This is a genomic window from Paraburkholderia sp. C35 (assembly GCF_003121405.1).
GTDB lineage: Bacteria > Pseudomonadota > Gammaproteobacteria > Burkholderiales > Burkholderiaceae > Paraburkholderia.
Genome location: NZ_QBUY01000119.1, coordinates 1 through 26,553 on the forward strand (window position 1 = coordinate 1; position 26,553 = coordinate 26,553).

A 26,553-nucleotide genomic window follows, 5' to 3' on the forward strand; every position below is an offset into this window, starting at 1 on the left:
GTAAGATCGTCGGCTGCGTCAGATGTGTTTAAGTGACAGCACCAACCCCTCACCTCCTCCCTCGCTGCAAAAACGCCACAACAATAATCACGCCCCCTTGCACAGCCGCATTCAAATAAACGCTGATGATGCTAGTAAGGTTAAGAATATTAGCGATGACAGACAAAAGCACCGCACCAATGACGGTGCCCACAACACGCCCTTCACCGCCCTTAAGCGCGGTGCCGCCCACGACAACGGAAGCAATCGCCTCAAGCTCCCACAACAGACCCGTAGTCGGCGTCGCAGACCCAAGCCGAGGCACATACAAAATAGTGGCCACACCAACACAAACCCCAAGCAAAACATAAGTCACGATCTTCACCGTATCCACGCGAATCGCGGCATATCTCGCAACCTGCTCGGTAGAACCAATCGCCTGCACAAGCCGCCCGAACGCAGTTCGATTCAGAATCAGCGCCCCACCCGCAGCAACAACCAGAAAAACCCATATCGGCACCGGCACGCCAAACAGACTCGCGTAATACACAGGCCCATAGAGATCGGACAGATTGTTATCGAGCGTCAAAGCACCGCCATCGGCAAGCCACGTCAGCACGGCACGAAAAATCCCCAACGTGCCTAACGTGACAATAAAAGGCTCAATGCGCCCTTTAGTGATCAGCAACCCATGCGCGCATCCAAACACGCCGCCCAACAGAAAAGCACTGGCAATGCCAATCAGAACAATCGACAAAGGCGCAAGCCCATGCATTCCGGCCAGCGCATTCATCAACCAGATCATGATGCCCGCAATCAACGCCGCCATCGATCCAACAGAAAGATCTATCCCGCCCGAAATAATGACGAACGTCATCCCCACCGCAATGATCCCGATGAACGAGGTGCGCGTCAGCACGTTCATCATGTTGTCGACTGTCGCGAAGTCGCGATTCAGCAGCGTCCCCGCAATGCACAGCACGATCAGACCGGCCAGCGGCCCAAGCCCATGCAATCGGTGCGCAATCCGCATCGCGCGTCCCGCCGGGGCGGTGTCAGTGTGTGCCGGTCGCATGAGCGATCAACTCCTCTTCAGTCAGATGGTCGACGCCGAGTGTCGCCTGCAGGCGCCCTGCTCGCATCACCGCGACGCGATGGCATAAGCCGATCAGTTCGATCAGCTCGGACGAGATCACGATCACAGCGCGTCCTTCGGCAGCCAGCCGGTGAATCAGAAAATAGATGTCGCGCTTCGCACCGATATCGACGCCGCGCGTCGGCTCGTCGAGCACGATCACATCAGGGTTCGGCTGCAGAAACTTGGCAAGCGCCAGCTTCTGCTGGTTGCCGCCCGACAGCATGCGCGCCCGGCTGCCGAGATCTCCCGTGCGAATGCCGAACTCACGCGCCGCACGCGTCAGCGCCTCGCGCCCCGCTTTCAGATCGAGCAATGGATGCGCGTAGCGTTCGAGCGTCATCAACGTGAGGTTGTCCTGCAGGCTCAGGTTCACATGCAGTCCCTTGCCCTTGCGGTCTTCGCTTAGATACGTGAGCCCGCGGCGCATCGCATCGCGTGGACTGTGCAACTCGGCCTTGCGTCCGGCAATCTCGATGGCGCCAGATGTGCGCTTGCGCAAGCCGATCATTGCCTCGAATGCTTCCGTACGGCCCGCGCCCACCAGTCCCGCAAAGCCGAACACTTCGCCCGCGCGCACCTCGAAGCTCAGATCGTCGACCCACTCGGGCACGCTCAGATGCTGCACTTTCAGTGCAATCGGCGCGTCGCTTGCGGGCAATGTCTTGTCGGGGAACATGTCGGACAGTTCGCGTCCAACCATCAGGTTCGCCATCTGCTGACGCGCGAGCAATGCCGTCTCGCTGCGTGCCACGAAGCGGCCGTCGCGCATCACGATCACTTCGTCGGTGATGTGCTCGACTTCGTCGAGCTTGTGCGAGATGTAGACGATCGTCACGCCATCGGCCTTGAGCTTCGACATCAGCGCAAACAGGCGCTCGGTTTCGGACGGCGTCAGCGTGGCCGTCGGCTCGTCCATGATCAGCAGCCGCGCGCGCCGCGATAGCGCCTTCGCGATTTCCACCATCTGCTTTTCCGCGACGATCAGATCGCGCACCTTCGTATCGGGATGCTTGTGCAGGCCGACCTGCTCCAGATAACGCTTCGCTTCGCCGCGCATCGCCGCATCGTCGACGAATAAACCTTTGCGCTTCTCGTGGCCGAGGTACATGTTCTGCGCGATCGTCAGATGCTCGGCGAGATTGAATTCCTGATGAATCAACACGATGCCTGCTGCTTCCGCATCGCGCGAACCATCGAAACGTTGCGCCTGGCCGTCGATCAGCACGGTGCCTTCCGTCGCTGACTCGTAGCCCGCGAGAATTTTCATCAGCGTCGACTTGCCCGCGCCGTTCTCGCCGAGCAGCCCGTAGATGCGCCCCGGCGCGAGGTCGAAGCTCACGCCGTGCAGCACCCGCACGGGACCGAAGTCTTTGCGGATATCGTCGAAGCGGACGGCGAGGCTCATTGCGTGTTTCCTCTCAGGCGCTCTGTCGGACTACGAGGCGATGCGCCAGCAACACGCCTGGCACGTTCTCGCGCGGATTCGCAAGGCGCTGCAGCAGCAGCCGCGCGGCCGTCTCGCCCAGCTCGCGCATCGGCTGCGCGATGGTCGTCAGCGGCGGATCGATCTGCGCGGCCAGCGAGATGTCGTCGAAGCCCGCCACGGCGACGTCATCGGGCACGCGCCGGCCGACACTGCGCAAACCGGCGATCACGCCGATCGCGAGCGTGTCCGATACCGCGAAGATGGCCGTCGGCGGCTCCGGTTGGCTCATCAGCAGCGCCGCCGCCGACGCGCCCGCTTCATAGTCGAGGCTGTTCACGTTCAGGCGCCAGCGTTCGTCGGCACCGATGCCCGCGTCGCGCAACGCGTCGAGATAGCCTTGCTGGCGCTGCTGCGCGTACAGGTAATGGTCGTCGGAATTGATCAGCGCGATGCGCCGGTGGCCGCGCGCGAGCAGATAGCGCACCGCGTCGCCCGCCGCGCGATAGTTGTCGATGCCGACATACGGCACGCCCACCGACGAATCGAACTCGCAGCACGCCACCCACGGCAAGGTATTCGACTCCTCCGCGAGCGCCTGCTGCACGGTGGCGGGATCGAGGCAGATCGCGCCGTCCGCGCGGCGGCGCCGCAGCAGATCGAAATAGCTGCGTTCGCGGCCAGGGTCTGCTCCCGTGTCGCACAGCAGCATGAAATAACCGTGCTGCTGCGCAATCGCGTCGATGCCGCGAATCACTTCCGCGTAAAACGGATTGCCGACATCGGGAACCATGGTGAGCAGCAGACGGCTTTCCGCCGTGCGCAGATTGCGCGCGAGCTCGTTCACGCGATACCCGCTCGTCGCGACGGCGGCGAGCACCTTGTCGCGCGTGGCAGGACGCACGTTCGAATGACCGTTCAGCACGCGCGATACCGTCGCCACGGAAACGCCTGCCTGCTCGGCGACGCCCGCAATCCCCTCTGGTGACGGCGCCTGCATATCGCGCTGCGACGGTTTGTCCACTTGGTCTCGCTCGCAAAATGTAATCGATTACATTTTTGGTCGACATTGGCGTAAAGCGCAAGGCTCATCGTCTAGGGACTTTCACCGAGGCGCACGCGCAACAGGAAGCTGCCCGGCGGCGATGTGGGTGCGCGTATGAGGGCGGCGTCGTCGCGCGGTTTGGTACAATTTCGCAGTTAACCTGGTATCAACGGGTATCGAGCGGCGGGAGACAAGCCGCGGATATCCGCCAGGCAACCAGAAACAGTGGGAGCAGTGGTCCCCCAATACGCCAGGCTCATCCCGCTGCCCGCGTCTCAACCACAACGCCGAATTGATCATGAACATCGAACAAGCGCGTTTCAACATGATTGAACAGCAAATCCGTCCTTGGGAAGTGCTCGACCAGGACGTGCTGAATCTGCTGTCGATCGTCAAACGTGAGGATTTCGTGCCCGCCGCCTATCGCGAGCTGGCGTTCGTCGATTTCGAAGTTCCTCTGCCTGCTGGCCAGCACATGCTCGCACCGCGCATCGAAGCGCGCGTGTTGCAGGAACTGGCGGTCAAGAAGCACGAAACCGTGCTGGAAATCGGTGCGGGTTCGGGCTACATGGCCGCACTGCTCGCGCACCGCGCACAACATGTGCTGACGGTCGACATCGAGCCGGAACTGGCCGAACTGGCCAAGGCCAACCTCGCAGCCAACGGTGTGCTGAATGCCGAAGTGGCAACGGGCGACGCCTCGCGCGGCTGGGGCGCTGCTGCACCTTACGACGTGATCTGCGTGTCGGGCGGCCTGCCCGTGCTGCCGCAGGAAATCCTCGAGCATCTGAAGGTAGGCGGCCGTCTGGCGGCGTTCGTCGGCACCGCGCCTGTCATGAAGGCGCAGATCATCACGCGCGTCGACGACAAGCAATTCCGTATCGCCGACGTGTTCGAAACCTACGTCGAACCGCTGGAAAACGCCGTCCACGCACCACGCTTCAAGTTCTGAGCACTACGAGATCCACGATGCAAAACCTGACCGCTTCCGCCCTCGCCGAATGGCTCGCTGATACCTCGCGCCCGGCGCCCGTCCTGCTCGACGTACGCGAGCCGTGGGAAATCGAAACGGCGAAGATCGCCGGCAGCGTGTCGATCCCGATGCGCGAGATTCCCGCGCGCAGCGAAGAACTCGACGACGATGTGCAGATCGTCTGCATCTGCCATCACGGTGCGCGCAGCGCGCAGGTCGCGATGTTCCTGGAATCGCGTGGACATAAAGATGTGTTCAACCTGTATGGCGGTATCGACGCGTGGTCGCGTCAGGTCGATCCTTCCGTGCCGACTTACTGAGCTTTTATCGCTTCTCTTTGCGGTATTCGACGCGCCGGTGTTTCACCGGCGCGTTTTTGTTTGTGCGTTTCCGGCTGCACCGGATGTCAGTTTTTTCCTGCGAATATTCAGAATTATCGGACGCAGATTCGGACGTTTACTACGCCATCCTGATTATCTGTCGAGCAACATACCGTGTTTCCTTTCACGGGCATGACCATGATCAAGATAATCAGGATGGTGGGGACGCTGGCGCTGCTGTCGCCGATCGTCTGTCACGCAACGCTTGGCGCCGCGCCTTCCGCCGGTACGACCACGCAGCCGACGGTGTTGCGCGCCGCGGTGGCATCGGGTGCGACGACCGCTTCCTCGCAACCTTACTCCGTCCATGTCGCGCAAACGTCAGATGGCGTGACGGTCCGCGAATATGCAACCACCGCGAACGTCGTGTTTGCGGTCACGTGGCAAGGGCCGACGCGGCCCGATATGCGGGCATTGCTCGGCAGCTATTTCCCGAATTTCGTGAACGCAGGCGAGCGGAAGGCGCGCGGCACCGGTCCGTTGATCGGTAGCGAAGGCGACTTGCAGATCGAGTCGGTCGGGCATCAAGGCGCGTTTGCTGGCCGCGCATATGTGCCGCGCCTCGTGCCTGCCAACGTGAAGGTGGAGGCGCTGCAATGAGACGCCTTTTCTCGCGTTGTGCTTCGAAGGGTTCGCTTTCCGTCGCTCTGATCGTGGCCGGCGTTGCGCTGAGTGCTTGTGGCGGCGGTGGTGACGGCGGCTCCGGTCAGCCCGTGACCAACAACGGTAGCGTTGCCCCTGCTGTCCCTGCCAGTACACCGTCCGCGGCGAGCACGCCTTCGGCTGCCAGTGCGGCACAGCCCGCCAGCGCGCCTCAACCGGCGAGCACACCGGCTACCGTCACGCCTGCCAGCGAGACAGGCACGACCGGCAACGATAAAACGCCAACGAACGACAACAACAACTCCGGCAACAACGACACGCCGCCTCCCGCTCCCGTCGCGGACAACACCGTTCCCATCGACGTCGTCTTCGACGAAACAGTCGGACGGGTCGTGAACATGCCGTACGTGAGCGTGACGTTCTGCGTTCCCGGCACCCAAGGCACCTCGCAATGCGCGACTGTCGATCACATGCTGCTCGATACAGGCTCGGTCGGCGTACGAGTGGTTGCATCGGCACTCAACGCCGCGTTCGTCAACAAGCTCCCAATGGAAACGGGCGCGAGCAACGACACATCGGGCAAGGCAGCCATCGCGCAGTGTGCGTTGTTTGCGTCGGGTTACACGTGGGGCTCGATGCGAGCCGCCGACGTGACCATCGGCGAGAAGACGGCGAGCGGCATTCCCATCCAGCTGATCGGCGACAGCACGTTTGCGCAATGGGCGCCCAATGACTGCACATCGCGTGGATCCGGCATGAACTCCGTCGCACAGCTCGGCGCCAATGGGATCGTCGGCATTGGCCACCTGGCGCAGGACTATCCGGACGCGGCCAGGTATGTGCTGTCGGCCAACTATTACTACTGCCCGACACCCTGGTCTTGCACCGCCGCCAGCGTGCCGCTCGGCAAGCAGACGGCCAACCCCGTCGCTGCCTTCGCCACCGACAACAACGGCACGATCATCCGTCTGCCCGCATTGCCCGCGACGGGCCAGGCGAGCGTCACGGGCGAACTGGTGTTCGGCATCGGTACGCGTGACAACAACGCGTTGCCAGCCAGTCCGTCGTTCCTCAGTGTGTCGGATCGGGGCATGTTCACGACGAGCTACAAGGGAACCACGATGTCCGCCGCCATCGACAGCGGCTCGAACGGCCTGTTCTTCCCCGACGCGACGCTAGCCGTCCAGGGCGGCTGGTTCGCGCCCGCGACTACGCAGAGTCTGGGCGGCATCATGTTCTCGAACACAGGCAATGCACAGTGGACGACCCGCTTCCTGATCGCTAACGCGACGACGCTGTTCTCCTACGGCTACGCCGCTCACGATAACCTCGGTGCGCCGATCAACAGCATGTTCCTCTGGGGCTTGCCGTTCTTCTACGGCCGCAGCGTCTATACGGCATTGAGCGGCATGCAGGCAGGCGCCCAAACAGGTCCTTACGTAGCTTTCTGATCGACTGCACGCCCGAAGGCAGGCGTGCATGACTCGAACGGCGGACAGGCGGCAAGCCTGTCCGCCGTTTTTCATATTCGCACACACCTCCCCTCCTTCATCACGCTCCTCCCCGTGCACAACGTCACGGCCTCAATGCACCGCCGTCGCGCCCTCGCCTATGAGGAATCGTGTGGCGCGCTCCGTTGCAGCGCGGCGCGCACCTGAACGATGCGCGCGCTCTGACAGTGCACCGCTTTCGCGCTCAAAGCGCATAACGCCACACGATGCCGCACCGCCAGCGAGCCGCATTGCAGCAAGCGCAGCGTGTATTGAAGCGCCTGCCGCAAAGTTGGCATATGCCTTGCAGTAATGGGCCCGGCAATGCCTGCACATACAACGCAAAACAAGGTCTGGACGCACGCCGTTCGTCCGCCACTCACCACCCATCTATGGCAAGGGGAAGCAAATGAAACGTCGCAGTCTGCTGAAGCTCGGCTCCATGTCGGGCGCGCTCGCGCTCGCGGGCAAGGTTCCTTTCGCGCATGCCCAGTCGAACAATGGTCCGATCAAGGTCGGCATCCTGCACTCCCTGTCGGGCACGATGGCGATTTCGGAAACGTCGCTGAAAGACACCGCGCTGATGACGATCGCCGAAATCAACGCGAGCGGCGGCGTGATGGGCCGCAAGCTCGAGCCGGTGGTGGTCGATCCCGCATCGAACTGGCCGCTGTTCGCCGAGAAGGCCCGCGGCCTGCTGACGCAGGACAAGGTGGCGTGCGTGTTCGGCTGCTGGACCTCCGTGTCGCGCAAGTCGGTGCTGCCCGTGTTCGAAGAACTGAACGGCCTGCTGTTCTACCCGGTGCAGTACGAAGGTGAAGAGATGTCGCGCAACGTGTTCTACACGGGCGCTGCGCCGAACCAGCAGGCGATCCCTGCCACCGAATACCTGATGAGCGCCGAAGGCGGCGGCGCCAAGCGCTTCTTCCTGCTCGGTACCGACTATGTGTATCCACGTACGACCAACAAGATTCTGCGCGCCTTCCTCAAGTCGAAGGGCGTCCAGGAAACCGACATCCAGGAGGTCTACACGCCGTTCGGCCACAGCGACTATCAGACCATCGTCGCGAGCATCAAGACTTTCTCGCAAGGCGGCAAGACCTGCGTGATCTCGACGGTGAACGGCGATTCGAACGTGCCGTTCTACAAGGAACTCGGCAACCAGGGGCTGAAGGCGACGGACGTGCCCGTGGTCGCATTCTCGGTCGGTGAAGAAGAACTGCGCGGCATCGACACGAAGCCGCTGGTCGGCAACCTCGCGGCATGGAACTACTTCATGTCCGTGAAGGGTCCGGCCAACACGAAGTTCAAGGAACAGTGGGCCGAGTGGGTCAAGTCGCAGAACCTGCCGGGCGGCACGAAGCGCGTGACCAACGATCCGATGGAAGCGACCTACGTCGGCATCCATATGTGGAAGCAGGCGGTCGAAAAAGCGAAGAGCACCGATGTCGACAAGGTGCGCGTCGCGATGGTCGGCCAGAAGTTCGCGGCACCGTCGGGCTTCACGCTCGAGATGGACGGCAACCACCATCTGCACAAGCCGGTGATGATCGGTGAAGTGCGTGCCGATGGCCAGTTCAACGTGGTGTGGAAGACCAAGACGGCGATTCGCGCGCAGCCGTGGAGCCCGTATATCGCGGGCAATCAGGGCAAGCCGGATGTCGTCAGCTCGATTCCCGAGTTCTTGCGCCGCCGCGCGCGCGTCGCCTGACGTGACATAGCGCGGCACAACGTGCCGGTGCGCGGCGTTGACGTTTTACGTCCGCACCGGTTTGCGCAGTGCGCCGCGGCTGCCGATGCACGCATCGGTCCGCCGGCGCGCAACGCAAGCGCGCGATGCCCTTGCCCGTTGTCATGCGAGGGCATCGCCCGCCTGCCTGCTGGCTTCACTTTCAAGACCACTATGGCGCACTCACTTTCCACGCCCGCTTCGCTCAAGGCCCATTGCGCCGACACGCTGCGCAACCTGCGCGCCCGCGTGCGGCTCATGGCTGCTTCATGCGCGCTCGGCGCCGCACTTGCCGTACTGGCGCCCGTGAGCGCCTACGCGCTGACCACGGACGAAGTCGCGCCGCTGGCAGGCGACGACTTCGACGCGAAATCCGCCGCCATCGACAAGCTGATCGCGAATCACGACGCGCCGTCGCTCGCGCTGCTGAAGGCGCTCTCCGAAGACAGCGCGCTCGCCACCGATAGCGGCGAAGTGCTGATCCAGGACGGCGACACCGCACGCGACGCCGTCACCGGCAAGACCGTCGCCGCTGGCGACGCGCAGCCGGTGACGCTGAACAACCTGTTGCGCACGAAAGTCTCGGGCGCGTTGTCGGGCCTGCAACTCGATTCGACCGATCCCGCGAAGCGCGCGGCTGCCATTAGCGCACTGCTGCAGAATCCCGATCCGTCGATGAAGCCGCAGATCGACGCGGCGCGCGCGAAGGAAACCGATCCGACCTTGAAAAAGCGCCTCGACACGCTGTGGGCCATGACGGCGCTGCACGACAGCGACGCCGCAAAACGCCTCGAAGCCGTGAAGCTGGTCGCCGCGCGGCACGATCTGGACATGTACGAACTGCTGCGCCCGCTGGTCGCGAAGAAGCCTGACGGCACCTTCGTCGAAAGCAGCGAGCAGGTACGCGCAACCGCACAAGCGGGCATCGACGCACTCGATTCGATCCAGCGCCGCAGCGAAATCGCGGGCACGGTGTTCGCGGGGCTGTCGCTCGGCAGTGTGCTGTTGCTCGCGGCGCTCGGTCTTGCCATTACGTACGGCCTGATCGGCGTGATCAACATGGCGCACGGCGAATTCCTGATGATCGGTGCGTACGCAACGTATGTGGTGCAGAACCTCGTGCAGCGCTACATCCCCGGCGCGTTCGACTGGTATCCGCTGCTTGCCGTGCCTGCTTCCTTCGTGGTGGCGGCGCTGGTCGGCATCGTGCTCGAACGGCTGGTGCTGAAGCATCTGTATGGACGTCCGCTCGAAACGCTGCTCACGACCTTCGGCGTGAGCCTGATCCTGATTCAGGCGACGCGCATGATCTTCGGCGCGCAGAACGTACAGGTGGTGAATCCGTCTTGGATGAGCGGCGGCGTCACGGTGCTGCCCAATCTGATCCTGCCGTACAACCGTCTCGCGATTCTCGCGTTCTCGCTGATCGTGGTCGGCATTGCGTGGGCCGTGCTGACGAAGACGCGTCTCGGCCTGTTCGTGCGCGCCGTCACGCAGAACCGCCGCATGGCTGCGTGCGTCGGCGTGAAGACGGCGTATGTCGATTCGTACGCGTTCGCGTTCGGCGCGGGCATTGCGGGCCTCGGCGGCTGTGCGCTGTCGCAGATCGGCAATGTCGGGCCGGATCTCGGGCAAAGCTACATCATCGATTCGTTCATGGCCGTGGTGCTGGGCGGCGTCGGCCAGCTGGCGGGCACGGTGATCGGCGGCTTTGGGCTGGGTCTTGTCAGCAAGGCCGTCGAGCCGTTCTGGGGCGCCGTGCTCGCGAAGATCGCGGTGCTGGTGCTGATCGTTCTGTTCATCCAGAAGCGTCCGCAGGGCATGTTTGCCCTGAAGGGCCGCAGCGCGGAGGCCTGACATGACATCCGCGACTTCTTCCGCTACCACCGCCGTCGAAGCGATCGACGCGGCCGAAAGCGAACGCGAACGCCTTGCGGGCTTCGCGCTCGGCTTGCCGCCGCGCCCTGCCCTGCTGTCGCGCCGCGCGTGGCAATTCCTGATCGCGCTGATCATCGTGATCGGACTCGGTGTGCCGTTCTCGGCGCTGGTGTTGCCGGAGACGAGTGCGTTCCATCTGTCCGCGTATGCGATGACGATCACGGGCAAATTCATGTGCTACGCGATTGCCGCGCTCGCACTCGATCTCGTGTGGGGTTATTGCGGCATCCTGAGTCTCGGACACGGTCTGTTCTTCGCGCTCGGCGGCTACGCGATCGGCATGTACCTGATGCGCGCGATCGGTCACGACGGCAAGTACGGCAGCGATCTGCCCGACTTCATGGTGTTTCTCGACTGGCATCAGTTGCCGTGGTACTGGGAAGGCACGCAGCATCTCGCGTATGCGCTGCTGCTGGTAGTACTCGTACCGGCCGTGCTCGCGTGGGTGTTCGGCTTCTTCACGTTCCGTTCGCGCGTGAAAGGCGTGTATCTGTCGATCATCACGCAGGCGATGACCTTCGCCGCGATGCTGCTGTTCTATCGCAACGAAACGGGCTTTGGCGGCAACAACGGCTTCACCGATTTCAAGCGCATCGCGGGCTTCCCGATCACGCATGCCGGCACGCGTACCGCGCTCTTTCTATTGACGTTCGCGGTGCTGGTGCTGGCGTTCATCGGCGCGCGCGCGATCGTGACATCGAAGCTCGGGCGCGTCGTGACAGCCGTGCGCGACGGCGAGACGCGGCTGATGTTCCTTGGCTATAGCCCGCTGGCGTACAAGCTGTTTATCTGGACGGTGTCTGCCGTGCTGTGCGGCATTGCAGGGGCCTTGTATGTGCCGCAGGTGGGCATCATCAATCCGGGCGAGATGTCGCCGGGCAACTCGATCGAAATGGCGATCTGGGTAGCGGTAGGCGGACGCGGCACCTTGATCGGACCGATTATCGGCGCGTTTGCGGTGAATGGCGCGAAGAGCTTTTTCACGGCTTATTTTGCGGAGTACTGGCTGTTCTTCCTGGGGTTGATCTTCGTGCTGGTGCCGCTGCTGCTGCCGAACGGCATCATGGGACTATTCGAACTCGTCACCCGCAGGAGGAACCGTTGATGAACGAAAACCCGATGGTTCCCGACCTTTCTCATCCCGACGAAAACGATCGCCGCGCGCTCTCCGGCGTAGCGATGATGGGCCGGGCGGTGACGCCTGGCGAGATCGATACATCGCATGGTGCGATTCTTTATCTGGAAGACGTGACGGTTTCGTTCGATGGCTTTCGCGCGTTGAATGCGTTGTCGTTATCGATCGACGTGGGGGAATTGCGTTGCATCATCGGCCCGAATGGCGCGGGCAAGACGACGATGATGGACGTCATTACGGGCAAGACTTCGCCGGATTCCGGCAAGGTGTTTCTCGGGCAGACCATCGATCTCACGCGCATGAACGAGCCTTCCATTGCCCGTGCGGGGATTGGGCGCAAGTTTCAGAAGCCGACTGTGTTCGAGCAGCATCCTGTGTGGGAGAACCTCGAACTTGCGATGAAGACCGATAAAGGTTGGTTGGCTTCTTTACGCGCGCGGCTGGATCGTGGTGCGCAGGCGCGGATTGAAGAGACCTTGTCGTTGATCCGGCTGGAGGGCGAGGCGCGGCGGCCTGCTGGTGAGCTTTCGCATGGGCAGAAGCAGCGACTCGAGATTGGGATGTTGTTGATGCAGCAGCCAGCTTTGTTGTTGCTCGATGAGCCTGCGGCTGGCATGACTGATGATGAGACGATGGAGCTTGCTGCTTTGCTTAACCACTTGCGTGGGACGTGTTCCATGATGGTGGTTGAGCATGATATGGAGTTTGTTGCTGCTTTGGCCGGCGATGCCGGTAAGGTGACTGTTATGGCCGAGGGCCGGGTGCTCGCTCAAGGGACGCTGGATGAGGTTAAGCGGGATGCGGCTGTGGTTGAGAGTTATTTGGGGCGGTGAAAGGTTGGTTTGGTTTGGTTTGGTTTGCCTGGGTTTTTACTGGCATCCGCGGTTTGCTTCTGGTTCGCTAGTGTTGCCCCTGTGCGGGGCGGCACTTACTTTCTTTGCCGCCGCAAAGAAAGTAAGCAAAGAAAGCGGGCTAACACCGCAAATGCTTGTTATTGCCTGCGGGCCCCCAACCGGTCCTATACCTCACACGGCAAACCCGTTATTCCTTGCCCGTTACCAACGCCTTGAATACTCGCATCACCCGCTTCAAGCACCCGTAGCGCACCTGGCGGCAGCGAATCGTCACTGCAGCCCAGGTGGCAAACGGTGTGTAGGTCGTAGTACTTCCCACGCGAGCGATCCTACGACACCGCCTTTGCTTTTTAGTCCGGAGTGGTGCGTATAAGGCGCGATAACCGACACACCGTTTGCCACCTGGGCGGCCTGGGCCGAACTGGTAAGGCCCGCTGATACGCGGGCGTTTGAAGTGGGTGATGCGCTCTTGAAGAGCGCTGGCAACGGGCATCAAGAAGAGTGATGCCGCATGAAGGATAGGACCGGTGGGGGGCCCGCAGGCAACTACAAGGATTGGCGGTGTTCAGCGGCTTTCTTTTGCCTACTTTTCTTTGCCGCTGCAAAGAAAAGTAGGTGCTGCCCCGCACAGGGGCGACGCAAGAAGTACCACTAGCAAACCGCGGATGCCAGCGACAAGCAAACCAAACCAAAAGCGCCGCAGGCAAAAAACCTCACCTCCTCCGCATCAAAAACACAAAAACCTTATCCACGGTAGTGGAAACATCAACAATCTCATTCCCAGTCTGCTTGGAGAAAGCAGCAAAATCCCGTTGCGAACCAGGATCAGTAGCCAGAACCTTAAGAATCTGACCACTCTCCATATCCGCCAGCGCCTTCTTGGCGCGCAAGATCGGAAGCGGACAGTTCAAGCCGCGCGCATCCACTTCCTTGTGAATCTGAATTTCCATCGGAGTTGACCTTCGTGAGGTGGCGCTCGCGCATGAATCACAGCGCAAATGCAGAAGCCTCAAATTCTAGCGCATGCGCCTCGCACACGCCCAGGCCGCACAAACCCGGGCGCGTGCCGCCTCACAGATCAACGGCCCGGCCACTCGTCAACGATTCGCGCAGCGCGTAACCAATCCGCGTCGCCTCCATCGCGTCGGATAGCGTCGCCCCACTCTGCCGCCCTTCGCGGACAGCCGCGACGAACGCCTGCGCCTCGCATAGAAACGCATCCTCGAAGCGGTCGAAAAACGTCGGCGTGCACTCGTTACGAATGCCGCTCGCGTCGGCGATCTCGACGCGGTTCACACGCGGATTACGCCCGATGTACAACGCACCCGCCGTCCCCATCACCTCGCTGCCCGTATCGTTGCCATGCGCCAACGTGCGCGATGCGTAAAACATCGCCATGCGCCCGCCCTCGAACTCGCAGATCGCCACGCCATTGTCGACGTCGCCGAACTCACGCAAGCCTTCGTGCAGCGCGACCACGCCGTTCGCATACACGCGCTTCGCCTTCGGCATGCCGAGCAGCCAGCGCGCGACGTCGATGTCGTGCACCGTGCAGTCGAGAAAGATCCCGCCCGAGGTCGGCGCAAACCGCACGAAAAAGCCCTCAGGATCGTTCTGGTCGCAAGTCTGCGAGCGCACCATGAACGGCCTGCCGATCGCGCCCGCCTCGATCTTTTCGTACGCATTGCGATAGCTCGGATCGAAGCGTCGCATGAAGCCAATCGTCGCCTGCAAGCCGGGATGACGCTCAGCCTCCGCAATCACACGCTCGCATTCCGCAAGATCCAGCGACAGCGGCTTCTCGCAGAACACATGCTTGCCCGCGCGCAACGCGTCGATGATCTGCTGCGCGTGCAGCGATGACGGCGTGACGAGCCACACGGCATCTACTTCGCGGTCTTCGAGCAGCGCGTGATAGTCGTCGTAAAGACGCGGCGCCGGCAGCGCACTGCGCGCCCACGCGCGCTCCTCTTCGACAGGACTGCACGCGGCCACCAGCGCCGCGCCCGACACGCGATACGCGAGATTCTCCGCGTGCCGCTTGCCGAGCCGCCCCAGCCCAACTACGCCGATACGCAGCGGCCCGCTCATCACAATGCCTCGTTCAGTTTGACGGCGCGGCCTTCGCGCCACGAACGCGTGGCCGCTTCGGCGAGTTCGAGCGCCTTCAGGCCATCGGCGACAGTCGTGCGCACCGGCTTGCCCTGCGTGACGGCTTCGAAGAAATGCGCGATTTCCAGTGCGTAGGCCGCGCGATAGCGTTCGAGGAAGAAATGCTCGGGCTTGTCGCTCGATACCGCCGTGTTCGTGTATGCCGTCACTTCCGTCGGACGCACGTTGCCCGCCTGCAGCATCCCCGCGCTACCGAGCAGCTCGAAGCGCTGATCGTAGCCGTACGCGGCACGACGCGACGTATTGATCTGGCACAAACGCCCGCGCTTCGTGCGGATCGTCACCGCCGTGCAAGCGATATCGCCGGCATCGGCAATCGCCGGATCGGTCAGGCAACTGCCCGTTGCATGCAGCGTGTCGGCTTCGTCATCGAGAATCCAGCGGAAGATGTCGAAGTCGTGGATCAGCATGTCCTTGAAAATGCCGCCCGAGTGCTTGATGTACTCGACAGGCGGCGCGCCCGGATCGCGGCTCGTCACCACCAGCATTTCCGGTGTGCCGATTTCGCCCGCATCGATACGCGCCTTCAGCGCAGCAAAGGTCGGATCGAAGCGACGCTGAAAACCGATCATGCACACCACGCCCGCTTTCGCGCCGGCATCGGCACAGGCACGCGCGCGTTCCAGCGTGAGATCGACGGGCTTCTCGCAGAACACATGCTTCTTCTGCGCCGCCGATTGCAGGATCAGATCGGCGTGCGTATCCGTGCTCGAACAGATCACCGTGGCGCCAACCGATGCATCGCCCATCGCGCCATCCACATCGGCCACCTGCGCGCCGTACTGCGCCGCCAGCGCAGCGGCGGCATCGCGGTTCACATCGACCACATAATTGAGCCGCACGCCCGGCTGCCGCGCCAGATTGGACGCATGAATCTTGCCGATACGCCCGGCGCCGAACACCGCTACATCGATCGTCTTGCCTGCCACATCAGTCATCGTATCCTCCAGTGTCTGTCGACTCTTCTACGTTCAATTCGAGCTTGTACGCGAGCGCAATAAACAGCGCCTGGCACAAACAGATCGTGCTGGTCAGCGAGCGGAACGCGAACGCGCTGCCCTCTTTCACATACAGCTGCGTCGTCGCGTAGCGCGCGAGCGGCGACAGCTGGCTATCCGTAATGACGAGCGTCTTGGCCTGATGGTGATGCGCAAGCCGCAGGCAATGCTGTGTCTCTTTGCCATATGGCGCGAAGCTGATCGCGATCACGACATCGCCCTTCTTCACGCTGCGAATCTGTTCGCGATACATGCCACCGAAACCCGACACCAGATGCACGCGCTTGGGCGTGTGCTGCAATGCATAGACGATGTAGCTCGCCACCGGAAACGAACGCCGCACGCCGATCACATAGATGTTGTCGGCCTGCTGCAGCATCTTCACGGCGGCGTCGAACTGCGTGTCGTCGAGCGAGCCTTCCAGTTCATCCAGACCATCGCGGCAGGCTGCGACGAACTCGCGCGCCACCGTGCCGCCCGACAGCCGTCCCGGCTTCTCGTCGATCAACTTGCGGATACGTTGCTGATAACTCTGCGCCGACGCACCTTGCGTCGTGTAAGCCTGACGAAACACCGCCTGCAGATCGGAGAAACCCGAGAAGCCGAAACGCTGCGCAAAACGCACCACGGCAGACGGATGCACGCCGCAACTCGTTGCAATGTCGCTGGTGCGATCGACCATCACCGTCGAGCGATGCTGCTCGAGATATGTCGCCACACTCTTCAGCTGACGCGGCAACGATTCGTAGTTCTCCGCGATGCGCTGCATCAATTCATCGACGCTCGGTAATTCTTCTGTGCTGTCTTCCGCCATGGCCATACCCTCTAAGCTTTATTGCAGCGCAAAACCCAGATCCAGCAAGGCTCGCAGGGATGAGAACGCGCTGTCCCAACGTTGCCGAGTATAGGCACAAGCGAAAGCAAATGGAATGGATTTTCCATTTTTCTTTGACATGAAATTTTCATTGCAAGTCTCAAAAAGTTGGCCTAATCTTGGTCCTGAGCGATGACGTATTGACGAGCCGGCATCACCTCGCAAAGCGTCAGATGCTCCCTTCAAATACGAACAGACAAAAGGTGGAGACAATGAGACTTTGCAATGGCAAGGCTTCGTTCAAGGTATTGGCGGCAGCGCTGACGCTGGCGGCTGGCATCGGCGCGATGACGGCGGCATCGACGGCACAGGCGGCCGCCGCGAAGTTCGTGCTGATCAGCCACGCACCGGATTCGGATTCGTGGTGGAACACGATCAAGAACGCAATCAAGCAGGCCGACGAGGATTTCAACGTCGAAACCGATTACCGCTATCCCCCTAACGGCGACCTCGCCGACATGTCCCGCCTGATCGAACAGGCCGCCGCGCGCAATTACGACGGCGTGATCGTCACCATCGCCGACTTCGACGTCTTGAAGAGTTCGCTCGGCAAGGTCACGGGCAAGAAGATTCCCCTCGTCACCATCAACTCCGGCACGGAAGAACAGAGCGCGCAACTCGGCGCGATCATGCATATCGGCCAGCCTGAGTACGTGGCCGGCAAGGCTGCGGGCGAAAAGGCCAAGGCTGCCGGCGTGAAGTCGTTCCTGTGCGTGAACCACTTCGCCACCAACGTGGTGTCGTTCGAACGCTGCCGCGGTTTTGCCGATGCGCTCGGCGTGAACTACAAGACGTCGACCATCGATTCGGGCCAGGATCCGACGGAAATCCAGTCGAAGGTCAGCGCCTATCTGCGTAATCATCCGAACACAGGCGCGATCCTGACGCTCGGACCGACGCCCGCTTCGGCGACCATCAAGGCGGTCCAGCAGATGGGCCTCGCGGGCAAGATCTACTTCGCGACGTTCGACTTCTCGGACGACATCGCGAAGGGCATCCAGGACGGCACGATCAATTTCGCAATCGATCAGCAACCGTACCTGCAAGGCTATATCGCGGTGGCCGTGCTCGCGATCGTGAAGAAGGAACACACGACCGATCCGGTCAAGATCCGTCAGATCCTGCAGGCGAATCCGAAGTTCAAGGAGCGTCTGCAAACGTACGGCCTCGAGCCGTCGTATGGGCCGAAGAACATCCGTTCGGGTCCGGGCTTCATCACGAAGGCGAATATCGACAAGGTCATCAAGTACGCGGGCCAGTACCGCTAAGGCCTTTCCTCTAGCCAGTCATACGCGGTACCGGGCGCGCCAGCACAGCGCGACCCCGGCGGACTTTTGCACGCTTTTCGGGTGCTGAACCAGCCGCCATCGTCGGGTGCCCCGACCGCGTCGTTTAACGGCTTACTGCGCCTCTCGCCACTCCTCCCCCGAGTGAAAGCGCAGGCAAGCCGACACAGGAGACATCATGGGCGTAGCCGGCAAACACTATCCATCGCATGGTCACGACGCGGCGGACAACGAAGCGCAAACTCCACAGCCGGCAGCGGCTAGCGACGAGCGCGTCAGAAAGGAATCGCTCTTCGGGCATCTGCTGAACCGCCCGGAATTCGCAGCGATTTCCGGCACCGTGCTCGTGTTCCTCGTCTTCGCGATCAGCGCCGGCGGCTCGGGCATGTTCAATCTAGACGGCGTGATGAACTGGTCGCAGGTCTCAGCCTACCTCGGGATTCTCGCCGTCGGTGCGTGTCTGCTGATGATTGCGGGCGAGTTCGATCTTTCGATCGGTTCGATGATCGGCTTCGCGGGCATGATGGTCGCGATTCCGTCCGTCTATTTTCACTGGCCGATCTGGGCCGCGATCATCTTCGCGTTCGCCGGATCGATGGCGCTGGGCGCGCTGAACGGCTATCTGGTGATGCGCACGCGTCTGCCGTCGTTCATCGTCACGCTCGCGTTCCTGTTCATCCTGCGCGGTCTCACGCTCGCACTGTCGATCATGGTCGCGGACCGTACCATCATCTCGGGCGTCGGCGATCTCGCGCAGTCCGATGCCGTGACCAACTTCCTGTTTCATGGCGTCGCGCTGCATGGCCTCTTCACGAGTCTCGCGCATATGGGCGTCGGCTCGCTGCTCGAAAACGGCCAGCCGCTCGTGCCGGGCATTCCGAAAGTGCTGCTCTGGTGGTTCGCGCTCGCCGCAGTCGGTGCGTTCGTTCTCGCGAAGACGCGTTATGGCAACTGGATTCTCGCTGTCGGCGGCGATGCGAATGCCGCGAAGAATGTCGGGGTGCCCGTGCGCCGCGTGAAGATTTCGCTGTTCGTGCTGACGGCCTTCTGCTCGTGCCTGTTCGCCGTGCTGCAAGTGTGCGACATCGGTTCGGCTGCTGCCGACCGTGGCCTGCAAAAAGAATTCGAAGCGATCATCGCGGCCGTGATCGGCGGCACGTTGCTGACAGGCGGATATGGCTCGGTGGTGGGCGCCTGCTTCGGCGCGCTGATCTTCGGTGTCGTGCAGATCGGCATCACCTATACGAATGTCAGTTCCGACTGGTTCCGCGTGTTCCTCGGCGTGATGCTGCTGATCGCGGTGCTGTTCAACCACTATGTGCGCCGCCGCGTCGCACAATCGTAATCGGGAGACGATCATGTCCGACACGCTCAAGCAAGACGACATCATCCTGTCGCTCGAAAACGTCAGCAAGTACTTCGGCAAGGTGATCGCACTGTCAGGCGTCACGCTGCGCCTCAAACGCGGTGAAGTGCACTGCCTGCTCGGCGACAACGGCGCCGGTAAATCGACGCTCATCAAGACGCTCGCGGGCGTGCATCAGCCTTCTGACGGCGACTATCTGGTGGACGGCAAAAAGGTGCTGTTCGAATCGCCAAGCGATGCGCTCGATATGGGCATCGCCACCGTGTATCAGGACCTCGCGCTGGTGCCGCTGCTCTCCGTTGCACGCAACTTCTTCATGGGACGCGAGCCGCAGAAAAAGCTGTTCGGCCTCATCGACGTGATGGACCTCGACACGAGCGCACGCATCGCACGCGAAAAGCTCGCTGAAATGGGCATCAACGTGCGTGACCCGCATCAGCCGATCGGCACGATGTCGGGCGGCGAACGGCAATGTCTGGCGATTGCGCGTGCCATTCACTTCGGCGCACGCGTGCTGATTCTCGACGAACCGACTGCCGCGCTCGGCGTGAAGCAAAGCTTCAACGTGCTGAAGCTGATCCACAAGGCGCGCGCCAAAGGCATCTCGGTGATCTTCATCACGCACAACGTGCACCACGCGTATCCGATCGGCGATTCGTTCACGCTGCTCAATCGCGGCAAGTCGATGGGTACGTACACGAAAGACACGATCACGAAGGACGAAGTGCTCGACATGATGGCAGGCGGCGCAGAAATGCAGAAGATGATCGGCGAACTGGAAGGCGCGACGATTTAATCCACACCCGCCCCGCACACTCAGGACACACTCATGGCTCTTACCAGCACCACCACGTCCCAAGGCGCGAGCCGTTTCGCGGCAGGCCGCAGCCGCGACGTCATCTGCCTCGGCCGCCTCGCTGTCGATCTCTACGCGCAACAGGTCGGCGCGCGTCTCGAAGACGTCGCGAGCTTCGCGAAGTATCTGGGCGGCTCGTCGGCGAACATCGCATTCGGCTGCGCACGGCTCGGTCTCAATGCATCGATGCTCGCACGCGTCGGCAACGATCACATGGGCCGCTTCCTCACCGAGACGCTCACGAAAGAAGGCTGCGACGTCAGCCACGTGCGCACCGATCACGAACGCCTCACTGCCCTCGTGCTGCTCGGCCTGAAAGATCGCGACACGTTCCCGCTGATCTTCTATCGCGAGAACTGCGCCGACATGGCCGTCGATGAAGCGGACTTCGACGAAGCGTATATCGCTTCATCGAAAGCGCTGCTGATAACGGGCACGCACTTTTCGACGGAACAGGTGAACCGCGCGAGCCGTCGTGCGCTCGAATATGCGCGCAAGAACGACGTGCGCACCGTGCTCGATATCGACTATCGTCCGGTGCTGTGGGGTCTCACAGGCAAGGCCGATGGCGAGACGCGCTTCGTCGCGAACGAAGGCGTCAGCGCACACATTCAAGGCATCCTGCCCCTCTTCGATCTCGTGATCGGCACGGAAGAAGAGTTCCGCATTGCGGGCGGCAAGGACACGCTGATCGAATCGCTCGCGCAAGTGCGCAAGGTCACGCCCGCGACGCTGGTCGTGAAGCGCGGGCCGCTTGGCTGTCAGATCATCGACGGCGACGTCCCTGCTTCGCTCGACGATGCGCCGATTCAAGGCGGCGTCGAAGTCGAAGTGCTGAACGTGCTCGGCGCAGGCGATGCATTCGCATCGGGCTTCCTGTCCGGCTGGCTGCGCGATGAGCCGCTCGAAGCATGCGCACGATCCGCGAATGCAAGCGGCGCACTCGTCGTATCGCGTCATGGCTGCGCGCCCGCCATGCCGACGCCCGCCGAACTCGATTACTTCCTGCGTGAAGCAAAGGCCGACCCCGCACGCATGCGCCGCCCCGACCGCGACGCGACGCTTGCGCGCCTGCATCGCGTGACGCCCGCGCGCAAGACCTATGACGAAGTGCTCGGCTTCGCCTTCGATCACCGCAATCAATTCTTCGAACTCGCGCAGCAAACGGGCGCGGATCTGTCGCGCATCTCAAAGCTGAAGAGCCTGTTCGTCGAAGCCGTGAAGCAGACGGAAGAAGCACTGGGATTACAAGGCAAGATTGCCGTGCTGATCGACGATCGCTACGGCCAGGATGCACTCAACGAAGCAACCGGGCGCGGCTGGTGGATTGGCCGCCCTGTCGAGTTGCCGGGTTCGGTGCCGCTGGTATTCGATCATGGCCGCTCGGTCGGCACCACGCTCACCAGCTGGCCGCGTGAACACGTGGTGAAGTGCCTCGTGCAATACCATCCCGACGAACCGATCGAGCAACGTCTCGAACAGGAAGCGCAGATCCGCGCGCTGTACGACGCCGTGCAGGAAAGCGGCCACGAATTGCTGCTCGAAGTGATTCCGCCCAAGCATCTGCAAGGTGGCCCCGACATCGTGTATCGCGCATTGAAGCGGTTGTACAACATCGGCATCTATCCGGAGTGGTGGAAACTCGAACCGATGGACGCCGCGCAATGGCAAGCCGTCGATGCACTGATCGAGGAACGCGATCCGTATTGCCGTGGCGTAGTACTGCTCGGTCTGTCGGCTCCGGTTGACCAGATGATCGAAGGCTTCCGCGCAGCGGCACAATCGAAGACATGCAAAGGCTTCACGGTCGGCCGCACGATTCATTACGAGCCGAGCCACGCATGGCTCAAAGGTGAAATCGGCGATGATGAAGTGATCGCGCGCGTGCGCCGCACATTCGAAACGCTGATCCGTTCGTGGCGCGAAAACCGTGGCACGGCGCATGCGGCGACTGCCCACACCATCCGTCAGGAGCAGGCAGCATGAATCAACGTGCGTTGCATCATGATGTGACGAACTCATCCGATACCGCCGCGCAAGTCTCTGCCGACGGCACGATCCGTCTGACGGCGGCGCAGGCCGTGGTGCGCTACCTCGCCGCGCAACGTGTCGAAACGGAAGACGGCACGGGCACGGAGCCGCTGTTCGGCGGTGTGTTCGCGATCTTCGGGCATGGCAATGTCGCGGGCCTTGGCGAAGCGCTCTATCAGTATCGTCATGAACTGCCGACCTATCGCGCACACAACGAACAGGCGATGGCGCACAGCGCTATCGCGTTCGCGAAGGCGCATTTCCGCCGGCGCATGATGGCGGTGACGACCTCGATCGGTCCAGGCGCGACGAACCTCGTCACGGCAGCGGCGCTCGCGCATGTGAACCGCTTGCCCGTGTTGCTACTGCCCGGCGATATCTTCGTCTCGCGCGCGCCGGACCCGGTGCTGCAACAGGTCGAAGACTTCCACGACGGCGGCATCTCGGCCATCGATGCGTTCAAGCCCGTATCGCGCTATTTCGACCGTATCGTGCATCCCGCGCAACTGCTCAATGCGTTGCCACGCGCGATCCGCGTGCTCACCGATGCTGCGCAGTGCGGACCCGTCACGCTCGCGCTGCCGCAAGATGTGCAGGCGACCGCCTACGACTACCCTGCCGATTTCTTCGCGCCGCGTGTTATCCGCTTCCATGCACCCGCGCCCGTCGAGCATGAACTCGAGGAAGCGCTGGGCATTCTGCTCAACGCAAAGCATCCGATGATCGTCGCGGGCGGCGGCGTGCTGTACGGCCATGCCACCGATGCTTTGAAAACGTTCGCGTCGAAGCACGGCATTCCCGTTGCGGAAACGCAGGCGGGCAAGAGTGCACTCGCGTGGGACGATCCGTTGAATCTCGGCTCGCTCGGCGTGACGGGTTCGCCCGGCGCCAATGAAATCGCGCACGAAGCCGATTGCGTGCTCGCAGTCGGCACACGTCTGCAGGACTTCACGACAGGTTCGAATACCCTCTTCACGAAGGCGAAGGTGATCGGCATCAATGCGAACGCGTTCGATGCGATCAAGCATCGCGGCTGCATCGTGCAGGCCGACGCACGCCTGGCACTCGACGCGCTGTCATCGAAACTCGAAGGCTGGCGTGCCGATACCGCGTGGACTTCACGTGCGCAGCAACGCGCGAACGAATGGCGCGACATCGTGCACAAGCTCACGAACGCGCCGCAGCAGGACAACGTGCTCCCCTACGACGCCGACGTGATCGGCGCCGTGCAACGCTCCAGCGAGCGCTCGACCACCGACGATATCGTCGTCTGCGCAGCGGGCACGCTGCCCGCCGAACTGCACAAGCTATGGCGCGCAGGAAGACCCGGCGCGTATCACGTCGAGTACGGCTATTCGTGCATGGGCTACGAGATCGCGGGCGGTCTCGGCGCGAAGCTCGCGCGGCCCGAGCGGGAAGTGATCGTGACAGTGGGCGACGGCAGCTATCTGATGATGAACAGCGAGATCGCCACCTCGGTCATGCTGGGCGCAAAGCTGATCGTCGTGGTGCTCGACAATCGCGGCTATGGCTGCATCAACCGCTTGCAACAGGCATGTGGTGGCGCGCCGTTCAACAACATGTTCGACGACTGCGTACAGGCCCCATCCGGCGCACCCAACATCGACTTCGCCGCACACGCGCGCGCGATGGGCGCGCAGGCGGAACACGTGGCGAACGTGCACGAACTCGAAGCCGCAATGCAGCGCGCGCGTGCCGCCGACCGTACTTATCTGATCTGTATCGACACCGACGCCGCGCGCACCACGGATGAAGGCGGCTGGTGGTGGGAAGTCGCCGTGCCGGAAGTGTCGCCGCGTGAAGGCGTGCGCCGGGCACGCGCCGATTACGAAGCGCAGTTGAGCGCACGTAGCAAGGACAACGAGTGAGGAAGCGCACATGAGTCAGTTCGAAGTACGCATCGGCATCAATCCGCTGTCGTGGATGAACGACGACCTGCCGTCGCTGGGCGGCGAAACGCCGCTCGACGTCGCGCTTACCGAGGGACGCGAAATCGGCTATCAGGGGTTCGAGCTGGGCAACAAGTTTCCGCGCGAACCTGAGGCGCTGAAAGCCCTGTTCAAACAGTACGATCTGTCTCTGGTATCGGGCTGGTATTCGGGGCGGCTCGCGGATTTCAGCCGCAGTATCGAAGACGAATGCAAGGCCGCCGACGCGCATCTCGAGTTGCTCGCGAAGAACGGCGCGACGGCAATGGTCTATGGCGAAGTGCACAACACGATACAAGGCTCGCCCAAGCCCCTCTATCAGCGGCCACGTTTTTTCACCGATGAGCAATGGAACACGTACGCGAAGCGTGTGAATGAATTTGCGCGCTATACGTTGAGCAAGGGCGTGCGCGTCGCGTATCACCATCACATGGGCGCGTATGTCGAAACGGCTGCCGACGTGGACCGTCTGATGGCGCTGACCAGCGACGACGTCGGCCTGCTGTTCGACGCGGGACACATTACGTTTGCGGGTGGCGACGCGTTGGCCGTGTTGAACAGACATATTGGCCGCGTCTGTCACGTGCATTGCAAGGACGTGCGTCCGGCCGTCATGAAGCTCGCGCGCAATCGCAACTGGAGCTTTCTCGATGCGGTGATCGCGGGCGCGTTCACGGTGCCGGGCGACGGCTCGATTGATTTCCCCGCGATCATCGATACGCTCAAGCGACACGGCTATCGCGGCTGGCTGGTGGTCGAGGCGGAGCAGGACCCGGCGGTGGCGCCGTCGTATGCTTATGCGCAGAAGGGTTATCGCACGTTGCGCACGCTGGTCGATGCGCCGCTCGATGTCGCACAGGAGGCAGCATGAGTTTGCTTGTGAAAGCACAGCGCGAAGGACAGACCATTGCGCGGGTGACGCCTGAATCGGCGGGTTGGCGGTATGTTGGCTTTGCGGCTTACCGGATGGAAGCGAACGAGGTTGTGCATGTGTTCGAGGCTGCGCGCGAGGTGTGCATTGTCGTGATGGCGGGTGCCGTCGATATCGAAACCGATGCTCAGACATGGTCTGGTCTTGGTTCGCGTGACAGCGTGTTCGAAGATAGCGCGCCTGTTGCCGTGTATTTGCCGCCTGGCACGCGGGCGACTGTGCGGGCCAATCGCACTGCCGAGGTGGGCGTGGCAAGTGCGCCGGCCAAAGGCGAGTTTCCCGCGCGATTGATCGAGCCTTCGCAAATGAAGCGGTCCGTGCGGGGTAAAGGCGCGAATACGCGGTACGTGTGCGATATTCTTCCGCAGACTGAGACGGCTGAGTCTTTGCTTGTGGTTGAAGTGAGGACGCCGAGTGGGCATTCTTCCAGCTATCCACCGCATAAGCACGATACGGATAATGTTCCTGCTGAGAGCTTTCTCGAAGAGACTTATTATCATCGGCTGAATCCGCCGCAAGGGTTTGCGTTTCAGCGCGTGTATACCGATTCGCGGGATATCGATGAGTCTCTCGCGGTTGAGGATCACGATGTCGTGATGGTGCCGCGTGGGTATCATCCTGTTGTTGTTCCTTATGGGTATGACTCTTACTATCTGAATGTCATGGCTGGGCCTGCTCGCACCTGGCATTTCAAGAATGATCCTAAGCATGAGTGGATTGTTGAGAGGGATTCGAAGGGATAAAGTTTGGTTTTGGTTTTGGTTTGGTTTTGGTTTTGCGCTTCGCTGGCATCCGCGATTTCTTAGTGGTACTTCATGCGTCGCCCCTGTGCGGGGCGGCACTTACTTTCTTTGCCGCCGCAAAGAAAGTAAGCAAAGAAAGCGGGCTAACACCGCCAATCCTAGTTCTTGCCTGCGGGCCCCCGACCGGTCCTATACCTCACACGGCATCTACCTTCTTCATGCTCGTTGCTGACGCTTCGAATATGCGCCTACCCCGCTTCAATCACCCGTAGTGCATCAAGCGGCGGCGAATGGTCAATGCAGCCCAGGTGGCAAACGGTGTGTAGGTTGTCGCGCATTACACGTCGGCGATCCTACAAGACACACCGCCCTTGCTTTTCAGTCCGGAGTGATGCGCATAAGGCGCGATAACCGACACACCGTTTGCCACCTGGGCGGCCGAGGACTGACTGGTAAGGCACGCTGTGACGCGGGAGTTTGAAGCGGGTGATGCGCTCTTAAAGAGCGCTGGCAGCGGACATCAAGAGAATCGATGCCGTGTGAAGGATAGGACCAGCTGGGGGCCCGCAGGCAAGGACCGTAGAGGGTGGTGTTCAGCGGCTTTCTTTTGCCTACTTTTCTTTGCCGCTGCAAAGAAAAGTAGGTGCCGCCCCGCACAGG

General features: G+C 61.7%; 22 protein-coding genes. 15 read left to right on the plus strand and 7 right to left on the minus strand.

Annotated features, from left to right (window positions below; all coding sequences use genetic code 11):
- Positions 1-49 precede the first annotated feature (49 nt).
- The 3 genes from DK391_RS38075 to DK391_RS38085 are packed head-to-tail and all read right to left on the minus strand — an operon-like array spanning position 50 to position 3,540.
- Entirely contained in the window at positions 50-1,054 is a 1,005-nt protein-coding gene (locus DK391_RS38075) for an ABC transporter permease (RefSeq protein ID WP_109483166.1), read from the minus strand.
- On the minus strand, positions 1,035-2,522 hold the full coding sequence (locus DK391_RS38080; protein WP_109483167.1) for a sugar ABC transporter ATP-binding protein: 1,488 nt from the start codon (positions 2,520-2,522) through the stop codon (positions 1,035-1,037). The genes DK391_RS38075 and DK391_RS38080 overlap by 20 nt, the downstream gene beginning before the upstream one ends.
- A gap of 13 nt (positions 2,523-2,535) precedes the next feature.
- Positions 2,536-3,540: a LacI family DNA-binding transcriptional regulator gene (locus DK391_RS38085; protein WP_239483071.1), complete on the minus strand. Its 1,005-nt coding sequence runs from the start codon at positions 3,538-3,540 to the stop codon at positions 2,536-2,538.
- 343 nt (positions 3,541-3,883) lie between these two features.
- Here DK391_RS38085 and DK391_RS38090 point away from each other — a divergent pair, with 343 nt between their 5' ends.
- The 8 genes from DK391_RS38090 (at position 3,884) to urtD (ending at position 12,666) form a co-directional block, all read left to right on the plus strand.
- On the plus strand, positions 3,884-4,537 hold the full coding sequence (locus tag DK391_RS38090) for a protein-L-isoaspartate O-methyltransferase (RefSeq protein ID WP_109483169.1): 654 nt from the start codon (positions 3,884-3,886) through the stop codon (positions 4,535-4,537).
- A gap of 17 nt (positions 4,538-4,554) precedes the next feature.
- A complete protein-coding gene (locus DK391_RS38095) occupies positions 4,555-4,878 on the plus strand; it encodes a rhodanese-like domain-containing protein (RefSeq protein WP_109483170.1) in 324 nt (107 codons plus the stop codon).
- Positions 4,879-5,076: 198 nt separating this feature from the next.
- The gene (locus DK391_RS38100; protein ID WP_109483183.1) at positions 5,077-5,538 is read left to right on the plus strand and encodes a DUF2844 domain-containing protein; all 462 of its coding nucleotides are present in this window, start codon (positions 5,077-5,079) and stop codon (positions 5,536-5,538) included.
- Positions 5,535-6,992 (plus strand): DUF3443 domain-containing protein, encoded by a 1,458-nt coding sequence (locus DK391_RS38105; protein WP_109483171.1) that lies wholly within the window; start codon positions 5,535-5,537, stop codon positions 6,990-6,992. Before DK391_RS38100 ends, DK391_RS38105 begins: the two co-directional genes overlap by 4 nt.
- A 448-nt stretch (positions 6,993-7,440) precedes the next feature.
- Positions 7,441-8,742 carry an urea ABC transporter substrate-binding protein gene (gene urtA / locus DK391_RS38110; protein WP_109483172.1) on the plus strand — a complete coding sequence of 434 codons (1,302 nt, stop codon included), beginning with the start codon at positions 7,441-7,443 and terminating at the stop codon, positions 8,740-8,742.
- A 192-nt stretch (positions 8,743-8,934) separates the two neighbouring features.
- Positions 8,935-10,617 (plus strand): urea ABC transporter permease subunit UrtB, encoded by a 1,683-nt coding sequence (gene urtB / locus DK391_RS38115; RefSeq protein ID WP_109483184.1) that lies wholly within the window; start codon positions 8,935-8,937, stop codon positions 10,615-10,617.
- Position 10,618: 1 nt separating this feature from the next.
- Positions 10,619-11,803, plus strand: a complete 1,185-nt coding sequence (gene urtC, locus DK391_RS38120) for an urea ABC transporter permease subunit UrtC (protein ID WP_109483173.1) — start codon at positions 10,619-10,621, stop codon at positions 11,801-11,803.
- A complete protein-coding gene (gene urtD / locus DK391_RS38125) occupies positions 11,803-12,666 on the plus strand; it encodes an urea ABC transporter ATP-binding protein UrtD (protein WP_109483174.1) in 864 nt (287 codons plus the stop codon). Before urtC ends, urtD begins: the two co-directional genes overlap by 1 nt.
- 734 nt (positions 12,667-13,400) lie before the next feature.
- On the opposite strand, the gene DK391_RS38130 is transcribed toward urtD, so the two are convergent.
- From DK391_RS38130 to DK391_RS38145, 4 genes are all read right to left on the minus strand, one after another.
- Positions 13,401-13,631, minus strand: a complete 231-nt coding sequence (locus tag DK391_RS38130) for a sulfurtransferase TusA family protein (protein ID WP_109483185.1) — start codon at positions 13,629-13,631, stop codon at positions 13,401-13,403.
- Positions 13,632-13,758: 127 nt separating this feature from the next.
- On the minus strand, positions 13,759-14,778 hold the full coding sequence (locus DK391_RS38135) for a Gfo/Idh/MocA family oxidoreductase (RefSeq protein ID WP_109483175.1): 1,020 nt from the start codon (positions 14,776-14,778) through the stop codon (positions 13,759-13,761).
- A complete protein-coding gene (gene iolG, locus DK391_RS38140; RefSeq protein WP_109483176.1) occupies positions 14,778-15,797 on the minus strand; it encodes an inositol 2-dehydrogenase in 1,020 nt (339 codons plus the stop codon). The genes DK391_RS38135 and iolG overlap by 1 nt, the downstream gene beginning before the upstream one ends.
- On the minus strand, positions 15,790-16,671 hold the full coding sequence (locus DK391_RS38145) for a MurR/RpiR family transcriptional regulator (RefSeq protein WP_109483186.1): 882 nt from the start codon (positions 16,669-16,671) through the stop codon (positions 15,790-15,792). The genes iolG and DK391_RS38145 overlap by 8 nt, the downstream gene beginning before the upstream one ends.
- 272 nt (positions 16,672-16,943) lie before the next feature.
- Here DK391_RS38145 and DK391_RS38150 point away from each other — a divergent pair, with 272 nt between their 5' ends.
- From DK391_RS38150 to iolB, 7 genes are all read left to right on the plus strand, one after another.
- Complete coding sequence (locus DK391_RS38150) at positions 16,944-17,999, plus strand: sugar ABC transporter substrate-binding protein (protein WP_109483177.1); 1,056 nt, start codon at positions 16,944-16,946, stop codon at positions 17,997-17,999.
- Positions 18,000-18,195: 196 nt separating this feature from the next.
- Complete coding sequence (locus tag DK391_RS38155) at positions 18,196-19,362, plus strand: ABC transporter permease (RefSeq protein WP_109483178.1); 1,167 nt, start codon at positions 18,196-18,198, stop codon at positions 19,360-19,362.
- Positions 19,363-19,375: 13 nt separating this feature from the next.
- Positions 19,376-20,179 carry an ATP-binding cassette domain-containing protein gene (locus DK391_RS38160; protein WP_109483187.1) on the plus strand — a complete coding sequence of 268 codons (804 nt, stop codon included), beginning with the start codon at positions 19,376-19,378 and terminating at the stop codon, positions 20,177-20,179.
- Positions 20,180-20,212: 33 nt separating this feature from the next.
- On the plus strand, positions 20,213-22,225 hold the full coding sequence (gene iolC, locus DK391_RS38165) for a 5-dehydro-2-deoxygluconokinase (protein WP_109483179.1): 2,013 nt from the start codon (positions 20,213-20,215) through the stop codon (positions 22,223-22,225).
- Positions 22,222-24,159 (plus strand): 3D-(3,5/4)-trihydroxycyclohexane-1,2-dione acylhydrolase (decyclizing), encoded by a 1,938-nt coding sequence (gene iolD / locus DK391_RS38170; protein ID WP_109483180.1) that lies wholly within the window; start codon positions 22,222-22,224, stop codon positions 24,157-24,159. Before iolC ends, iolD begins: the two co-directional genes overlap by 4 nt.
- Positions 24,160-24,169: 10 nt before the next feature.
- A complete protein-coding gene (gene iolE, locus DK391_RS38175; protein WP_109483181.1) occupies positions 24,170-25,090 on the plus strand; it encodes a myo-inosose-2 dehydratase in 921 nt (306 codons plus the stop codon).
- The gene (gene iolB / locus DK391_RS38180; RefSeq protein WP_109483182.1) at positions 25,087-25,893 is read left to right on the plus strand and encodes a 5-deoxy-glucuronate isomerase; all 807 of its coding nucleotides are present in this window, start codon (positions 25,087-25,089) and stop codon (positions 25,891-25,893) included. The genes iolE and iolB overlap by 4 nt, the downstream gene beginning before the upstream one ends.
- Positions 25,894-26,553 lie beyond the last annotated feature (660 nt).